The sequence below is a fragment of the Streptomyces sp. NPDC055189 genome (genome assembly GCF_053606765.1).
In genome coordinates this window covers 33,176-47,752 of the sequence record NZ_JBSGSG010000058.1, presented here as the reverse complement: position 1 = coordinate 47,752, position 14,577 = coordinate 33,176, and the positions used below count along the sequence as shown (strand labels likewise).

General features: G+C 71.4%; 14 protein-coding genes. 9 read left to right on the top strand and 5 right to left on the bottom strand.

Features of this window, described 5'->3' with window-relative positions:
• The first annotated feature begins 4 nt into the window (after positions 1 to 4).
• The 5 genes from ACWFR3_RS31550 to ACWFR3_RS31530 all read left to right on the top strand — a co-directional run bounded on the left by ACWFR3_RS31550 (position 5) and on the right by ACWFR3_RS31530 (position 6,898).
• On the top strand, positions 5 to 1,678 hold the full coding sequence (locus tag ACWFR3_RS31550; RefSeq protein ID WP_453738072.1) for a carboxylesterase/lipase family protein: 1,674 nt from the start codon (positions 5 to 7) through the stop codon (positions 1,676 to 1,678).
• A gap of 117 nt (positions 1,679 to 1,795) precedes the next feature.
• Entirely contained in the window at positions 1,796 to 2,365 is a 570-nt protein-coding gene (locus ACWFR3_RS31545) for a PadR family transcriptional regulator (RefSeq protein ID WP_453738071.1), read from the top strand.
• Entirely contained in the window at positions 2,362 to 4,125 is a 1,764-nt protein-coding gene (locus ACWFR3_RS31540) for a sulfatase (RefSeq protein ID WP_453738070.1), read from the top strand. Before ACWFR3_RS31545 ends, ACWFR3_RS31540 begins: the two co-directional genes overlap by 4 nt.
• A 115-nt stretch (positions 4,126 to 4,240) precedes the next feature.
• Entirely contained in the window at positions 4,241 to 5,584 is a 1,344-nt protein-coding gene (locus ACWFR3_RS31535) for an MFS transporter (protein ID WP_453738069.1), read from the top strand.
• 75 nt (positions 5,585 to 5,659) lie between these two features.
• Positions 5,660 to 6,898: an amidohydrolase gene (locus ACWFR3_RS31530; RefSeq protein WP_453738068.1), complete on the top strand. Its 1,239-nt coding sequence runs from the start codon at positions 5,660 to 5,662 to the stop codon at positions 6,896 to 6,898.
• A gap of 37 nt (positions 6,899 to 6,935) precedes the next feature.
• Here the strand turns inward: ACWFR3_RS31530 and ACWFR3_RS31525 are convergent, their stop codons facing one another.
• On the bottom strand, positions 6,936 to 8,144 hold the full coding sequence (locus ACWFR3_RS31525; RefSeq protein WP_453738067.1) for a CaiB/BaiF CoA transferase family protein: 1,209 nt from the start codon (positions 8,142 to 8,144) through the stop codon (positions 6,936 to 6,938).
• 158 nt (positions 8,145 to 8,302) lie between these two features.
• Here ACWFR3_RS31525 and ACWFR3_RS31520 point away from each other — a divergent pair, with 158 nt between their 5' ends.
• Complete coding sequence (locus ACWFR3_RS31520) at positions 8,303 to 9,529, top strand: metallophosphoesterase (protein ID WP_453738066.1); 1,227 nt, start codon at positions 8,303 to 8,305, stop codon at positions 9,527 to 9,529.
• Here ACWFR3_RS31520 and ACWFR3_RS31515 read toward each other — a convergent pair.
• The 3 genes from ACWFR3_RS31515 to ACWFR3_RS31505 form a co-directional block, all read right to left on the bottom strand.
• Entirely contained in the window at positions 9,526 to 9,906 is a 381-nt protein-coding gene (locus ACWFR3_RS31515; RefSeq protein WP_453738065.1) for a DoxX family protein, read from the bottom strand. The genes ACWFR3_RS31520 and ACWFR3_RS31515 overlap by 4 nt on opposite strands.
• Before the next feature lie 72 nt (positions 9,907 to 9,978).
• A complete protein-coding gene (locus tag ACWFR3_RS31510) occupies positions 9,979 to 10,665 on the bottom strand; it encodes a M23 family metallopeptidase (protein ID WP_453738064.1) in 687 nt (228 codons plus the stop codon).
• 57 nt (positions 10,666 to 10,722) lie between these two features.
• Positions 10,723 to 12,246, bottom strand: coding sequence for a phosphatase PAP2 family protein (locus tag ACWFR3_RS31505; RefSeq protein WP_453738063.1), 1,524 nt, complete (start codon positions 12,244 to 12,246; stop codon positions 10,723 to 10,725).
• A 79-nt stretch (positions 12,247 to 12,325) separates the two neighbouring features.
• On the opposite strand from ACWFR3_RS31505, the gene ACWFR3_RS31500 reads away from it, so the two are divergent.
• The 3 genes from ACWFR3_RS31500 to ACWFR3_RS31490 all read left to right on the top strand — a co-directional run bounded on the left by ACWFR3_RS31500 (position 12,326) and on the right by ACWFR3_RS31490 (position 13,984).
• Positions 12,326 to 12,988, top strand: coding sequence for a PadR family transcriptional regulator (locus ACWFR3_RS31500; protein WP_453738062.1), 663 nt, complete (start codon positions 12,326 to 12,328; stop codon positions 12,986 to 12,988).
• Positions 12,989 to 13,089: 101 nt separating this feature from the next.
• Positions 13,090 to 13,224: a hypothetical protein gene (locus tag ACWFR3_RS31495; RefSeq protein ID WP_453738061.1), complete on the top strand. Its 135-nt coding sequence runs from the start codon at positions 13,090 to 13,092 to the stop codon at positions 13,222 to 13,224.
• A 76-nt stretch (positions 13,225 to 13,300) separates the two neighbouring features.
• Entirely contained in the window at positions 13,301 to 13,984 is a 684-nt protein-coding gene (locus ACWFR3_RS31490; RefSeq protein WP_453738060.1) for a glycerophosphodiester phosphodiesterase, read from the top strand.
• A gap of 19 nt (positions 13,985 to 14,003) precedes the next feature.
• Here the strand turns inward: ACWFR3_RS31490 and ACWFR3_RS31485 are convergent, their stop codons facing one another.
• Positions 14,004 to 14,555, bottom strand: a complete 552-nt coding sequence (locus ACWFR3_RS31485; RefSeq protein WP_453738059.1) for a GNAT family N-acetyltransferase — start codon at positions 14,553 to 14,555, stop codon at positions 14,004 to 14,006.
• Positions 14,556 to 14,577: the final 22 nt, after the last annotated feature.

Sequence of the window (14,577 nt, the reverse complement as noted above, 5' to 3'; positions counted from 1 at the left end):
CTACATGTTGAAGCGAACAGCACACACAGCCATCGCCGTCGCTCTCGCCACCGGAACCATGGCAGCCCTGACCTGCACGGCAACCGCCGCCGACACCAGCACCAGCACCGGCACCGGCACCGGCACCGGCACCGGCACCGGCAACAGCGCCGGCCCTTCAGTGATGCGGACCGACAAGGGCGCCGTGCGCGGCACCGTCACCGACACCGTGCGCACCTTCGTAGGCATCCCCTACGCCGCCCCGCCCACCGGCGAGCGGCGCTGGGCTCCCACCGCGCCCGCCGGGAAGTGGCGCGGGACCAAGGACGCCACCGCCCCGCGGTCCGCCTGCCCGCAGACCGGCCTCATTCCGCCCGCGGGGCCCGCATCCGACACCGAGGACTGCCTCTTCGTCAACGTCACCACCCCGCGCTCCGAGCCCACCAAGCCCCGCCCCGTCATGGTCTACCTGCACGGGGGCGACCACACCGACGGCGAGGGCGCCATGCACGGGGCGCAGCGGCTCGCCGCGCAGGGCGATGTGATCGTCGTGACCGTCAACTACCGCCTCGGGGCCCTGGGCTACCTCGCCCATCCCGACCTGGAGAAGGGTGATCGGCAGAAGGCGGATCGACAGAAGGGCCAGCGGCGCGGCGAGTCCGGCAACTACGGCTTCCTCGACCAGCAGGCCGCCCTGCGCTGGGTGCGGTACAACGCCTCCGCCTTCGGCGGCGATCCCGGAAACGTCACCCTCTTCGGCCAGTCCGCCGGCTCCCACAGCACCTGCGCCCACCTGGTCGCCCCCTCTTCCGCGGGCCTCTTCGACCGGGTCATCTCGCAGAGCGGTCCCTGCGCGAGCGCCGACGGCAAGACCAGCCGCGAGGCCGCACTGCGGCAGGGAAAGCAGACGGCCGCCGCCATCGAGAAGGAGCCCGGCGTCAAGGACTGGCGCAAGGCGCCGGTCGAGAATCTGATCCACCCCTTCGGGCAGGGCCCGCACTACTCCCCCGTCTACGGCGGCAAGTTGCTGCCGCTGACGCCCGAGGAGGCGTTCGCGACCGGCCGGTTCAACAAGGTCCCGGTCCTGCAGGGCATCAACCGCGACGAGCAGCGGGCGATGGTCTACGGGATGGAGCTGGCCAAGAAGCAGGCCACCGGTGACCCCGACGCGACGATCGACGCCGCCGACTACCGGGCCCGTCTGGAGGAGGAGTTCGGCGAGGAGAAGGCCGCGACCGTCGCCGAGCGCTACCCCGTCAGCGCCTACGACAACACCCCCGCCCTGGCCCTCGCCGCAGCCCTCACCGACGCCCTCTACGCCACGCCCGCCATCGACACCGGCCGCGCGCTGGCGACGCACGTACCCACCTATTCCTACGAGTTCGCCGAGAAGGAGACCCCCTGGTACGCGGACCCGGCATACCCGAAGCCCGGCTTCCCGGCAGGCGCCGGGCACCTCTTCGAGCTCCCCTACCTCTTCGAGATCGACGACTACGAGAAGCTCGACCCCGCCCAGCGCGACCTCTCCGACGCGATGATCCGCATCTGGACCGACTTCGCCCGCACGGGCAGGGCCGACTGGAAGCCCACCACCCCCACCGACCCCCACACGCAGGCCCTCGCCTCGGGCCCGGACGGCATCGGCCCGGTGAACTTCGCCGATGACCACCGGTACGGCTTCTGGAAGTCCCTGAACTGACGCCGGACGCGCGGCATCCATTGACGTCGCCACCGCGCGAGTATATGAATCCTCACATAGGTGAAGTCGCACATAGCTGAAGCCGCACATACGTGTCACGCAGAGGAGCCCGCGCCCGTGAAGTTCGAGTACGTCCTGCTTGGTCTGCTGACCCGGCGCCCCTACAGCGGCTACGACCTGCGCAAGTGGCTGGAGACCGAGGGGCAGTTCCTGTGGGCGCGGGCCCACCACAGCCAGATCTACCGGAAGCTCGGCCAGATGGAGGCCGACGGCTGGGTCCGGCACGAGATCGACGCGCGCGAGGGCCGCCCCGACGCCAAGGTGTACCGGCTCACGCCCCTCGGTCACGAGGTGCTCCTGGAGTGGGTGCGCTCGCCCTACGAGCCGCCGAGCCGCTTCCAGGAGATCGACTTCATCGCCCGGCTCAGCATCACCGGGCCGCTCGACAGGGACGCGACGATCCGGCTCGTCGAGACCGAACTCGACTACCGGCGACGGCAGATCGCGGAGAACCGGGGCCGCGACCGCACCTTGCGCTACGAGGATCCGGCACCCGGACTCGACCGGGACCTGGACCTGGAGATCCACAACGCCCTGCACGGGCTCGGCGCGGCGGCCATGGACCGCTGGGTCGCCTGGCTGGAACAGACCCGGCACAGCCTGACCGAAGGGAAGCCCCTCCGATGAAGGCGATCATGGTGATGTTCGACAGCCTCAACCGGCACATGCTGCCGCCCTACGGAGGCGACTGGACCCACGCACCCAACTTCGCCCGCCTCGCGGGACGGGCCGTCACCTTCGACAACGCGTACGCGGGCTCGATGCCCTGCATGCCGGCCCGCCGCGAGATCCACACCGGGCGGCACAACTTCCTGCACCGCAGCTGGGGCCCCCTTGAGCCGTTCGACGACTCGATGCCCGAACTCCTCAAGCAGAACGGCGTCTACACCCACCTCGTCAGCGACCACCCGCACTACTGGGAGGACGGCGGCGCCACCTATCACGGCCGCTACAACACCTGGGAGTTCTTCCGCGGCCAGGAGGGCGACCCCTGGAAGGGACAGGTCACCGAGCCCGACATACCCGAAGACCTGAAGCGGATGCGCTTCGGCGTCTACCGCCAGGACTGGGTGAACCGCCCCCACATGGCGACCGAGGACCGGCACCCGCAGACCCTCACCTTCGACGCGGGCCTGGAGTTCGTCCGCACCAACCAGGACGCCGACCGGTGGTTCGTCCAGATCGAGACCTTCGACCCGCACGAGCCGTTCTTCAGCCACCAGCCCTACAAGGACCTCTATCCGCACGACTACGAAGGCCCGCACTTCGACTGGCCCGACTACAAGCGGGTGGTCGAAACCGGCGACCAGGTGGAACACGCGCGCTTCGAGTACGGGGCACTCCTGTCGATGTGCGACCACTCGCTGGGCCGGGTCCTCGACACCATGGACGAGCTGAACCTGTGGGACGACACGCTGCTGATCGTCAACACCGACCACGGCCTGCTGCTCGGCGAGAAGGGCTGGTGGGGCAAGAGCGTCCAGCCGTGGTTCAACGAACTCGTCCATCTGCCGCTCTTCGCATGGGATCCGCGCACGGCGAACGCCGGGGCACGGCACGAGGCGCTGGTGCAGAGCGTCGATCTGGCCCCGACGTTCCTGGAGTTCTTCGGGGTCGACCGCCCTGGCGACATGCGGGGCGAGCCGCTGCCCATCGCCGAGGACACCCCCGTACGCGAGGCGGGCCTGTTCGGCATGCACGGCGGGCACGTCAACGTCACCGACGGCCGCCACGTCTACATGCGGGCGCCCGCATCACCCGACAACGCGCCCCTGTACGAACACACCCTGATGCCCACACACATGCGGGGCCGCTTCTCCCCCGCCGAGCTCGCGGACCTGGAACTGACCGAGCCGTTCGACTTCACCAAGGGCGTCCGCACCCTGCGCGTGCCGGGCCGCACCCTCGTGAACCCGTATCACCACGGCACGCTCCTCTTCGACCTGGAAACCGATCCGGAGCAGAGCTCGCCGCTGGTCGACGACGCGGCCGAACTGCGCATGGCCACCTTGATGGTGGAGCTGATGCGGGCGAACGACGCCCCGCCCAGCCAGTACGAACGTCTGGGGCTGCCCGCCGAGGGGCCGGTGACCGAGCGGCATCTGCTGGTCCGCTCCCAGCGCGAGCAGGCACAGCGGGCCGCCCAGCCGCTCCCCCGCGCCGAGGACTACCCCGAGGGCCGTCTCTCGCTGCGTACGCCCCTCAAGGCCCTGCTCTCCGATCCGGTCGCCGTCGAGGTGCTGCGCAAGCATCTGCCCGGCGTCGTCGACTCCGAGCTCCTCCAGATGCTGGGCGCCACACCGCTCATCGACGTCGCCGCGATGGCGGGAGCACTGTTCCCGGCGCCGGGTCTCCGCCGTGTCGCCGAGGAACTCGCACAACTCTGAGCTCTTCAGGGCCACTTGAGCCGGTGACGGGGTTGCAGCCCCGCCACCGGCGTTCGCCCTCCGTCTCCCCCGCAGATCTCCCGCCAAGAAAATCGCAGAGAAAAGAGATGGCGCGATGCCCGAGCTTAGCCAGAGCACCGTCATGCCCGGATCCGAGGTCAAGGTCAAGGGGCGCTGGCGGCAGCTGTCCCTGCTCGGCGGCACCATGCTCGTCGACAGCACCGAGGCGAGCCTGGTCAGCAGCCTGTTCCCGCTCATCCGGCAGTCCCTGGGGGTCTCGCTCGGCGCCCTCGGCATCCTGACCGCCGCGGGCAAGATCGCGGGCGCGTTCACCGGGCCCCTGTGGGTGTGGGCGGCCCAGCGCTGGTCGCGCAAGAGCGTCCTGGTCGTGGCCACCGGGCTCTGGGGCGTCTGGGGCGTGGCCGCGGGCTTCTCGCAGAACTTCGGCCAGCTCTTGGTCCTCTACACCGTCCTGGCGGCGGGCTACGCGGCAGCGCACCCCATCATCACCGAGCTGATCGGCGACCTCTTCGGCGGCTCGTCCCGCGGTCGCGCGGTCGGCGTGGTCTACGGTGCGGTCTCCCTGGTCAGCGCCGGGATCGGCCCGCTCAAGGGCCAGCTCGCGGGCGTCGACGACGGCTGGCGCTGGGGCCTGTGGGGCATCGGCGCCTTCAACATCCTGCTCGGCATCGGACTGTGGGTGTGGTTCCGCGATCCGGGACGGGGAGCGGCCGAGGAACAGCTCGCCGACCTCGACCGGGCCACGCGCGAGGCCCACTCGAAGCTCACATGGGACAAGGCGCTCTCGCTGCTCGGGATCCGCAGCCTGGTCGTCCTGCTGATATCGCGGCTGATGTCGGGCCATCTCCTGGTGGGCACGTTCGGAGTGGTCTTCCTGGTGGACGTGTACGGCTTCAGCACCCAGAAGGCCTCGATCGTGCTGCTGCCCTTCGGCATCGGCTACTTCCTCGGCACGCTCCTGGGCGGTGTCACGGCCGACTGGGCCCATCGGCGCAGCCCTCGCCACGGCCTGGTCGCGGTCCTGCAGACGGCCCAGTTCGTGTTCGCTCTCGTCGCCTACTTCGGTACGCAGTTCGACTACGGCAGCATCGCCCTGTTCGGTGTCTTCTTCGCCCTCATGGGCGCGGCGCAGGGAGTCAACCCGAGCGTCAACCGGCCCATGGTCATGGCGATCACGCCGCCCGAGCTGCGCGGCGCCGCCTTCGCGGTCTACGTCTCCGTCTTCGAGGCGATCGCCTGGGCCGGCTTCAGTCTCGGCGCGGGGTTCCTCGGCGACGCCATCGGCCTGCGCGCGGTATTCCTGTGGGTCCTGGTGTTCCTCATGCTGGTCAACGGCGCGTTCCTGACCCTGCTCTACCGCCCGTACGCCGATGATGTCGCCCGCGTCCAGCGGGAACTGCACGCCCGGCGCGAGGCCGCGGACGCTGTGCGAAGGTGATCTCGTACCTCCGAACGCCTCGTACGCCTCGAAGAACGCTCGAAGAACGCCTCGAACGCAAGGAGCCGGATACCGATGGCAGCCACCGCAGCGAGCCTGGCCCTGGACGTGACCTCAGGGCTGCGGGCCAGCGACCTGGAGGCCTACTACCAGGACCTGCACCGCCATCCCGAGCTCTCCTTCCAGGAGCACCGCACGGCCGGCATCCTCGCCGAACGGCTGCGCGGCGCCGGGTACGCGGTGACCACCGGCGTGGGCGGCACGGGGGTCGTGGGTGTCCTGGCGAACGGTGACGGGCCCGTGGTGTGGCTGCGCGGCGACATGGACGCGCTGCCGGTCAAGGAGACCACCGGCCTCGCGTACGCCTCCACCGTCGACGGCGTCATGCACGCCTGCGGCCACGACACGCACGTGACCTGGCTGACGTTCGCCGCCGACGCGCTCGCGGCGGCCCGCGAGACCTGGTCGGGCACGCTCGTGGTGATCGGGCAGCCCGCCGAGGAGGCGGGCGGCGGGGCGGCCGCGATGGTCGCCGACGGGCTGCAGGAACGCTTCCCACGCCCCGACGCGGTCTTCGGCCAGCATGTCGCCCCCGGCCCGGCGGGTTTCTTCGCCCACACGCCGGGGCTGATCATGTCGGCCGCGGACAACGTGGAGATCGTGGTGCACGGCGTCGGTGGCCACGGTTCACGGCCTGAGGCCACCGTCGATCCGGTGGTGACGGCCGCGTACATCGTGACCCGGCTGCAGACCGTGGTCTCCCGCGAGGTGTCCGCGTCGGATGCGGTGGTGCTCACGACCGGGCAGTTCCACGCGGGGCAGCGGCCCAACATCATCCCGGCGGAGGCCCGGCTCGGCCTCAACCTCCGTACGCAGGACGTGGCGGTGCGCGATCGGGTCCTGGCCGCCGTCCGCCGCATCGTCGAGGGCGAGTGCCGGGCGGCCGGGTGCCCCACGCCGCCCGAGGTGACCGTCGGCGCGAGCTTCCCCGCCACCGTCAACGACGCCGCGCTCGACGCGGACATCACGGCCGTGCACCGTGAAATCTTCGGCAAGGACAGCGTGTTCGACTTCGGCCCCGCGATGGGCAGCGAGGACTTCTCCCTCCTCGTGCCCACCGGGGTGCCCTACAGCTTCTGGTTCGTGCCCTCGACGACGCACGCCACCTGGCAGGCCGCGCCGGGCAGGGAACTCGCCGAGAAGATCACCGGCGTGCCGGGCAACCACAGCCCTCTGTTCGCCCCTGACCTCTCGGTCCTGCTGCCCGGCGTCCAGACGCTGGTGGGTGCCGCGCTCCACGAACTCGGCGCCTAGAGCGCCCCGGCCGTCGGCCGTCAGCCGTCGGCCGGGGTCAGGCTCCTTGCGGGTGGTCGAGCAGACGGTCGATGTCCGCTTCGTCGTAACCGAGTTCGGCGAGCACCTCCCTGCTGTGCAGGCCGAGAGTGGGCGGTGCGGTGCGTACGGCGGGGCGCTCGCCGCGGAAGCTGACGGGGAAGGCGACCTGCCGCAGCGGGCCCACGTCCGGGTGGTCGACCTTCTGGACCATGCCGAGCGCTTCGGTCTGCGGGCAGTCGTAGACCTCGTCGAGGGTGCGGATGGGGGCGACGGGGACACCGTGCGTCTTGAGCAGCGCGCACCAGTGGGCCACCGTTTCGTCGACGAGGACGGCTTCCAGCTTGGCGTTGAGGGCACGCCGGTGGGTGACGCGGGCGCGGTTGGTGGCGAAGCGCGGGTCGTCGGCCCACTCGGGGTGGCCCAGCGTCCGACTCAGGCGGCGGAAGAGCCCGTCGCTGCCGACGGCGATCACGAAGTGGCCGTCGGCGGCCGGGTAGGCCTGGTACGGGACGAGGCTGGGATGGCCCGAGCCGAGGCGGGCGGGGCGTTCCCCGGTGGCGAAGTAGCCGGTGGCCCAGTTGATGTGCAGGGCGAGCTGCGACTCGTAAAGGGAGGTCGTGACGTACTGCCCGCGTCCCGTGCGTTCGCGCTCGACGAGGGCCGATGTGACGCCGATGAGGCCGAAGAGGGCGGCGCCCAGGTCGCCCATGGCGTAACCGGCCTTGACGGGCGGTCCGTCCGGCTCGCCCGTGAGGGACATCAGACCGGCGCTCGCCTGCGCGACCATGTCGTACCCCGGCTCGTCGCGAAGTGGCCCGGTATCGCCGAAGGCCGAGATGTGGAGCAGGACCAGGCGCGGGTAGCGCTCGCTGAGGGTGCGGTAGTCGAAGACGTCGGCCAGGGAGCTGCCGGGGCGGAAGTTCTCCACCAGGACGTCCGCGTCGGCGAGCATCCGGTGTACGGCCTCCTGTCCCTCGGGGGACTTGAGGTCCAGGGTCACCGAGCGCTTGTTGCGGTTGGCCGCCAGATAGTAGGTGGCGTCGGGGCCGTTGAAGGGCGGGCCCCAGGCGCGGGTCGGGTCGCCGCCCTGAGGGTGCTCGACCTTGACGACGTCCGCGCCGAGGTCGGCGAGGGACATGGTGACGTAGGGCCCCGCGAGGATCTTGGAGAGGTCCACGACCTTCATTCCGGCCAGGGGTGATGCGGGGTTGTGCTGTTCGGACATGTGCGGCCTGCTCCTTCACCGTGGCGATCGGGATCCGTCCACCCTCGGCCAGTTCGGCCGGGCGGTCCAGAGCGGGCCCGGCTGCCCGGCAGAAGATCGCCACCGGCAATTCGTCTGATCGTCTTCCCCTGTCCGGGTCGATATGGGAGAACGCTCGGATGTGCGATGACGAACTGATACCGCCGCGGGCGGATCTGACCGAGAAGCAGTGGCTGCGGGCCGACGCGCCGCTCGCCGCGGATCTCGCCGACAAGTGGGGGCCGCAGGCGCTCACGCTGCACCGCCGCACGCTGCTCGGCGGTGCCGCCGCCGGTGCCGCGCTCGCCGTGCTGCCGTCCGGCGCGCGCCGGGCCGCCGCCGCGCAGGGCGTCGCGAGGTTCCCCTTCCCCGACGAGCCGAACCTGAACGGGGAGTTCGCCGTCCTGGTGACCGGGGACGCCGGCACCGGCGGCGATGAGCAGCTGGCCGTGACCGAGGCCGCCCGGCGTGTGTGCCGCGACGAGGGGATCTCGCTGGCCGTCGGCCTGGGCGACAACATCTACGAGAACGGGCCGGAGTCCGACCACGACTCGGAGTTCCGGGACAAGTTCGAGACGCCCAACACCGGCATCGACGTCCCCTGGCTCATGGTCCTGGGCAACCACGACTGCTCGGGCCTGATCCCGGGCAGCGGCGGTGACCCGGCGCGCGGCGACCGCGAGGTCTCCTACGCGGCCTCCTCGCCGCGCTGGTACATGCCGAGCCGCTACTACAACGTCGCGCTGCCCTCCGCCGACGGGCCCGGCCGCGGCGACCCCGTGGTGGAGTTCTTCGCCCTCGACACCAACCCCGTGGCCTCGACGGTCGCCCAGATCTCGCCCCACTACCGGTGGGACGGCCCCTACATGCGCGACCAGCGGCAGTGGCTGGACACCGCGCTCTCCGCGTCCCGGGCGCGCTGGAAGGTGGTTCTGGGCCACCACCCCTACCTGAACAACGGCAAGCACGGCAGCGCCGGTTCGTACGACGGGTTCGTCATCGGCCACTACACGAGCGGGATCCACCTCAAGGAGCTGTACGAGCAGGTGGTGTGCGGCCGGGCCGATCTCATCCTGTCCGGGCACGACCACACCTTGCAGGTCCTGGAGCCCACGACCCGCACGGCAGGCACCCGCCAGATCGTCTGCGGGGCGGCCGCCAAGTCCGGTGACGGCCGCGCCCACTTCGACCACCCCGCCGCCTGGCAGAACTTCTCCGACGTGGGGTTCATGGTCCTCAAGGTCTCCGAGCGGGCCATGACCGTGGACACCTACACGGTCGACGTCCCGACGCGGACGGCGCGCCTGGCGCACACCACGGCGACCTCCACGGCGGTCGCGGGCCGCAGCACCGTGAGCCAGGGCTAGGACGCGCGACGGGCCGCCCCTGCCACGTTCCTGGCCCACAGCACGAGCGGAACCTGGAGCGGGAGGCGGCCGATCGCCGCGGCTTTGAGCGGGGCGGGGCGGCTCTGCCAGTCCACCGCCATCTTCACGTTGGCGGGGAACACGCCGACGAAGAAGGCCGCCGTGGCAAGCGCGGCGGGGCGCCGGGTGCGGGGCAGCGCCACTCCGGCCGCGAGCGCGAACTCGACCACCGCGCTGCCGTACGTCCAGCTCCGCTGCGAGCCGGGCAGGGAACGCGGCACGGTGGCGTCGAACGCCTTCGGGGCGGCGAGATGAGCGACGCCCGCCCCGGCCAGCAGACCGGCCAGGAGCAGGGGCGAACGGGGCACCAGCGACATGCTGCCTCCTCGAGTGGTGACGGAGGCCCGACCTTACTCGACGGTAAGTACTGCGTCACCGTGCCCCTGGTCTCACAACAGCCGGGCCCCGCGCTTCGCGAGATAGCGGACCGGATTGATGTCCGACCCGTAGCCGCGCCGGGACCGGATCTCCAGGTGGAGGTGGGGCCCGGTGGCACGGCCCGTGGCCCCGCTCCTGCCGAGCCGGTCGCCGGTGCCGACGCGGGCGCCCCGGCGCACCGAGATGCGGGAGAGGTGCGCGTACACGGCGTAGTGCCCGTCCCGCATCCGCACCGTCACCGCCTTGCCGTACGCCCCCGACCAGCGCGCGAGGACGACGGTGCCCGAGCCGACCGCATGGACCGCGGTGCCCTTCGGGACGGCGAGGTCGATGCCGGTGTGGTGCCCGGCGGCCCAGTCGCCGCGCACGCCGTAGCGGGCGCTCACGCGGTAGCGCCGGCGCAGCGGCAGGGTGAATCTCCGGCGGGGTTTCTCCGGGGCGAGCGAGCGGGTCTCCGGGACCGCCTCGTCCCCTTCGGCGAGGGCCTCCTCGAACTCCGCGTCGTAGCCGACGCCGCAGCCGTCGCCGGACTCGGACTCGGCGGCGTGCGCCGGGCGTCCCGCCACCGTGAGCGCGCCGCCTGCCATGAGACCGGCGGCGACGGTCAGTACGTCACGTCGTGTGCTGCCCGCTTCACGCGGGCTGTCTATGTCATAGCCCATGAGGGCCAGCACACTGGCGGCGGGCCCGGCGCGCACGCCGAATGCTCCGCTTGGCGTAACACCCCGCATGCCCGCGGCACGGCACCGTCGGCGTCAGTCGGGGGTAGGCCGGTACACGGTGAGCGCCTCGGGGAGCTTGTCGAGGAGCAGCGAGGCGGGCGCGGGGGCGAGTTCGCCGTCGTACGCCATCTGGGTTTCCTCGGGCAGGCCCGAGATCAGCAGACGCTGCGCCTTGGCCGACGCGTACAGACGGGTCTTGGCCAGCTGTCCGGCCAGTGCCGCGGCGAGCAGGCGGCTGCGGGCGAAGCTCCCGCCGTTCGCGATACGGACGTCGAGCAGTCCGTCGGCCAGGTCGTGCCTGCGCACCGGGGCGATGCCGGTGCTGCGGTAGGCGCCGTTGCCCGCGAACAGCAGCCACATGTCCCGCGCCTTGCCGTTCACCACCGCGCGCAACGGCTTCCCGGTGTGCAGGATCTGGGCGACGCCGAGCAGGGCGGCGGGCGGGCCGCCGATCTTCGGGGACCACTCCTCCCTGATGCGTACGAGCTCGGGGTAGGCGCCGAGGCTGAACGTGTTCAGGAAGTACACCGGCTCGGAGAACGTCCGGCCGTCAGGACCGATCCCGGCCAGCGGCTTGACCCGGCCGACGTCCGCCCGCACGGCGCTGCCCGTGGCGAGGGCGGCGCAGGCGTCCGCGACCGTGTCGACGCCCAGGTCGGCGGCGAAGTGGTTGAACGTACCGCCGGGCAGGACCATCAGCGGCACGTCGAACTTCAGGGCCGGGGTCACGGCGGCGTTCACCGTGCCGTCTCCCCCGCACACGCCGAAGACGCCGCCGCGCCGGGCCGCGTCCCTGGCCGCTTCCTCCAGGACCTTGGGCAGCGGCCCCGCCTCCTCCTCGTAGAGGATGACCTCCGCGCGGGGCAGGGCGGTCTTCAACTGCCTTACAGGGTCAAGGAGTTGCGGCTGCGCCCCGGAGGAGGGGTTGACCACCACGACAAGGCCCTCGCCCTCCGGCAGCGCGGGCGCGTCCGTACGGGGGCGTGCGGGCGGCGGCAGCTGCGCCCTGGAGGGCACCATGCCGCGCACCGCGTAGGCGGCGCCCACGCCGAGGGCCGCGCCGACCAGGACATCGCTGGGGTAGTGCACGCCGGTGTAGACGCGGGAGAAGGCGACGGACGCCGCGATCGGGGCCACGGCCGCGCCCATTCCCCGCGACTCCAGGGCCACACCCGTGGCGAAGGCCGCCGCCGAGGCCGAGTGCCCGGAGGGGAAGGAGCTGGTGATCGGCTGGTGGGACAGGTGCCGTATCACCGGCACGGTGTCGAGGACCGGCCGGGAGCGGCGCACCGCGCTCTTGCCCAGGGTGTTGACCGTGGCCGACGCGAGCGCCAGGGAGGCGACACCGCGCACCGCGGCGCGCCTGCCGCGTGCGCCGCCGAACGCCCACATCCCCGCGGCGATGCCGAACCACAGCAGTCCGTGGTCGGCGCTGCGGCTCAGCCGCGGCAGGACGGGCTGGGCCGCCGGCCAGGAGCGGGCGGCCACCCGGCTGAACGCGAGGCGGTCCGTGGCGCCGAGCAGTCTGCGGATGTGCGACGTCGGTAGATCACTCATGAACCCCCTATACCCGCGCACGCCGTTCGCATCGCACACATCTTGCGCCGGCACTGTGACGTTCACTTCAATCAGTCATATGGCAGCCCCCCGCCCGACCTCACCCCGGCACCGGCCGTCCGCCGAGCTGCCGCCGACCGCGTGGGCCGTGCTCGGTCTGCTCTCCTTCCCCGGAGAACGCACGGGGTACGAACTGAAGAAGTGGGCGGACGCTTCGCTGCGCCACTTCTACTGGTCGCCCGCCATCAGCCAGATCTACGCCGAACTGCGCCGCCTCGAAGGGCTCGGGTACGCCACCTCGCGGCGCTCGGGACCCGAGGAGCCGCGCGCGAAGCGGTCGTACGCCATCACGGCGGAGGGCCGTGCCGCGCTCGTCGGCTGGGCGGCGGGCGCCGGGGACGCGGGTCCGCCCGTCCTGAAGCACCCGCTGCTCCTGCGGGTCTGGCTCGGGCATCTCGCGGCGCCGGAACATCTGCGGGCCCTGGTGACCGAGCACATCGCGCACACGCGGGGCGAGCTGACGGAGATCGACGACGCGCTCGCCCGTGCGGACGGCCAGGAGGCGTGGACGCATCCGCAGATCGCGCTGCGCTGGAGCCGCCGGCGTCTGGAGGCGGAGATCGAACTGGCTCAGGCGATGCTCGCCGACCTGGCGGAACTTGCCGGTCCCGCGCGACCGGCGGCGGCGACGCGCACCGATCCCGCCGAAATCACCGGCACCGCGCCCCCCGGTCAACCCTGACGGGACTCGCCCACCCACGGGTGACGTGGCTCGCGGTGCGGTGGCGCCGAGCGGTAGGACGGGCGGGGTCAGCCGACCCCGCCGTATGGAGCAGTGCACCTGTGAGCACCCGCGCCGTCCTTGCCGCCGCCGTCATCACCGGGCTCCTGCTCGGCATCGCGGGAACCAGAACGGACGACTCCGATTCTTCCTGGCGCCCCCGTACGGGCGGTTCCTTCGCGGAAGCGGGCCGTTAGGCTGCGACATTGCCGCGTGGCACCCCTGTCCTCGCCCCGCGGCCACCGAGCCGCCGTCGACGGAAGCGAGTGAACCTTGAACTTCCTCACCATCGGTCACCGCGGGGTCATGGGTGTCGAACCCGAGAACACCCTCCGGTCCTTCATCGCCGCGCAAGCCGCGGGCCTCGATCTCATCGAGCTCGATCTGCATCTGAGCAAGGACGGCGCCCTCGTCGTCATGCACGATGCCGACGTGGCCCGTACGACCGACGGCAAGGGACCGATCGCCGAGAAGACCCTGGCCGAGCTGCGGGAGCTCGACGCGGGGCGCGGTGAGCGGATCCCGGTCTTCGAAGAGGTCCTGGACGCCGTGAAGGCGCCGCTGCAGGCCGAGATCAAGGACGTGGCCGCCGCCCGCGCCCTCGCCGAGGTGATGCACCGGCGCGACCTGGTCGGCCGGGTGGAGGTGATCTCCTTCCACGACGAGGCGATCGCCGAGATCGCCCGCCTCGTCCCCGGCGTACGCACCGCGCTCGTCGCGAGCCGCTACGGCACCGACGTCGTGGAGCGCGCCACGGCGGTCGGCGCCACCACCCTCGTACTGAACATCCGGCGCCTGACCCTGGAGATCGTCGAGCGTGCCAGGAAGGCCGACCTGCGGATCATCGGCTGGGTCGTGAATTCGCAGGACGATCTGCGCCTTGTGCGCGCGCTGCAGTTGGACGGGGCGACCACGGACTATCCGGAGATCAAGCGGACGGGCCGCTTCACGGCCTGACCGCTCGTCGCCTCCGTGCTCAGCCGAGGGGCTTGACCAGCAGCTCGAACTGCAGGTCGGCCCGCTGCGGGATGCCGAAGCGCTCGTCGCCGTACGGGAAGGGGGTCATCTTTCCCGTACGGCGGTAACCGCGCCGCTCGTACCAGGCGATGAGGTCGTCGCGCACGGAGATCACGGTCATGTGCATCTCCTGCACGCCCCACGCCTCCTGAGCCGTCCGCTCGGCCTCCGCGATGATCACCTTGCCGAGGCCCGCGCCCTGGAGCTTCGGGCTCACCGCGAACATCCCGAAGTAGGCGTGCTCGCCGCGGTGTTCGAGCTGGCAGCAGGCGACGACCTCGCCGTCGCGCTCGACCGTGAGCAGCTTGCTGACCGGGGACTCGATGACGTCGACGACACCCTGCGGGTCGGTCCGATTCCCCTGGAGAATGTCCGCCTCCGTGGTCCAGCCGGCCCGGCTGGAGTCGCCGCGGTACGCCGACTCGATGAGCGAGACGAGCACGTCGACGTCCGCGTCGGTGGCGGCGCGGAAGGTGAGGTCGCTCGTGCTGGGGCGCGGTGCGGTGTCCATGGGGCGGATTCTCCGATCTCTC

What these genes read in the sequence shown, in the direction of transcription:
- ACWFR3_RS31550 (WP_453738072.1), top strand. Translation starts at nt 5, where the DNA reads ATGTTGAAGCGAACAGCACACACAGCCATCGCCGTCGCTCTCGCCACC.
- ACWFR3_RS31540 (WP_453738070.1), top strand. Translation starts at nt 2,362, where the DNA reads ATGAAGGCGATCATGGTGATGTTCGACAGCCTCAACCGGCACATGCTG.
- ACWFR3_RS31535 (WP_453738069.1), top strand. Translation starts at nt 4,241, where the DNA reads ATGCCCGAGCTTAGCCAGAGCACCGTCATGCCCGGATCCGAGGTCAAG.
- ACWFR3_RS31530 (WP_453738068.1), top strand. Translation starts at nt 5,660, where the DNA reads ATGGCAGCCACCGCAGCGAGCCTGGCCCTGGACGTGACCTCAGGGCTG.
- ACWFR3_RS31525 (WP_453738067.1), bottom strand. Translation starts at nt 8,144, where the DNA reads ATGTCCGAACAGCACAACCCCGCATCACCCCTGGCCGGAATGAAGGTC.
- ACWFR3_RS31520 (WP_453738066.1), top strand. Translation starts at nt 8,303, where the DNA reads ATGTGCGATGACGAACTGATACCGCCGCGGGCGGATCTGACCGAGAAG.
- ACWFR3_RS31515 (WP_453738065.1), bottom strand. Translation starts at nt 9,906, where the DNA reads ATGTCGCTGGTGCCCCGTTCGCCCCTGCTCCTGGCCGGTCTGCTGGCC.
- ACWFR3_RS31505 (WP_453738063.1), bottom strand. Translation starts at nt 12,246, where the DNA reads ATGAGTGATCTACCGACGTCGCACATCCGCAGACTGCTCGGCGCCACG.
- ACWFR3_RS31500 (WP_453738062.1), top strand. Translation starts at nt 12,326, where the DNA reads ATGGCAGCCCCCCGCCCGACCTCACCCCGGCACCGGCCGTCCGCCGAG.
- ACWFR3_RS31485 (WP_453738059.1), bottom strand. Translation starts at nt 14,555, where the DNA reads ATGGACACCGCACCGCGCCCCAGCACGAGCGACCTCACCTTCCGCGCC.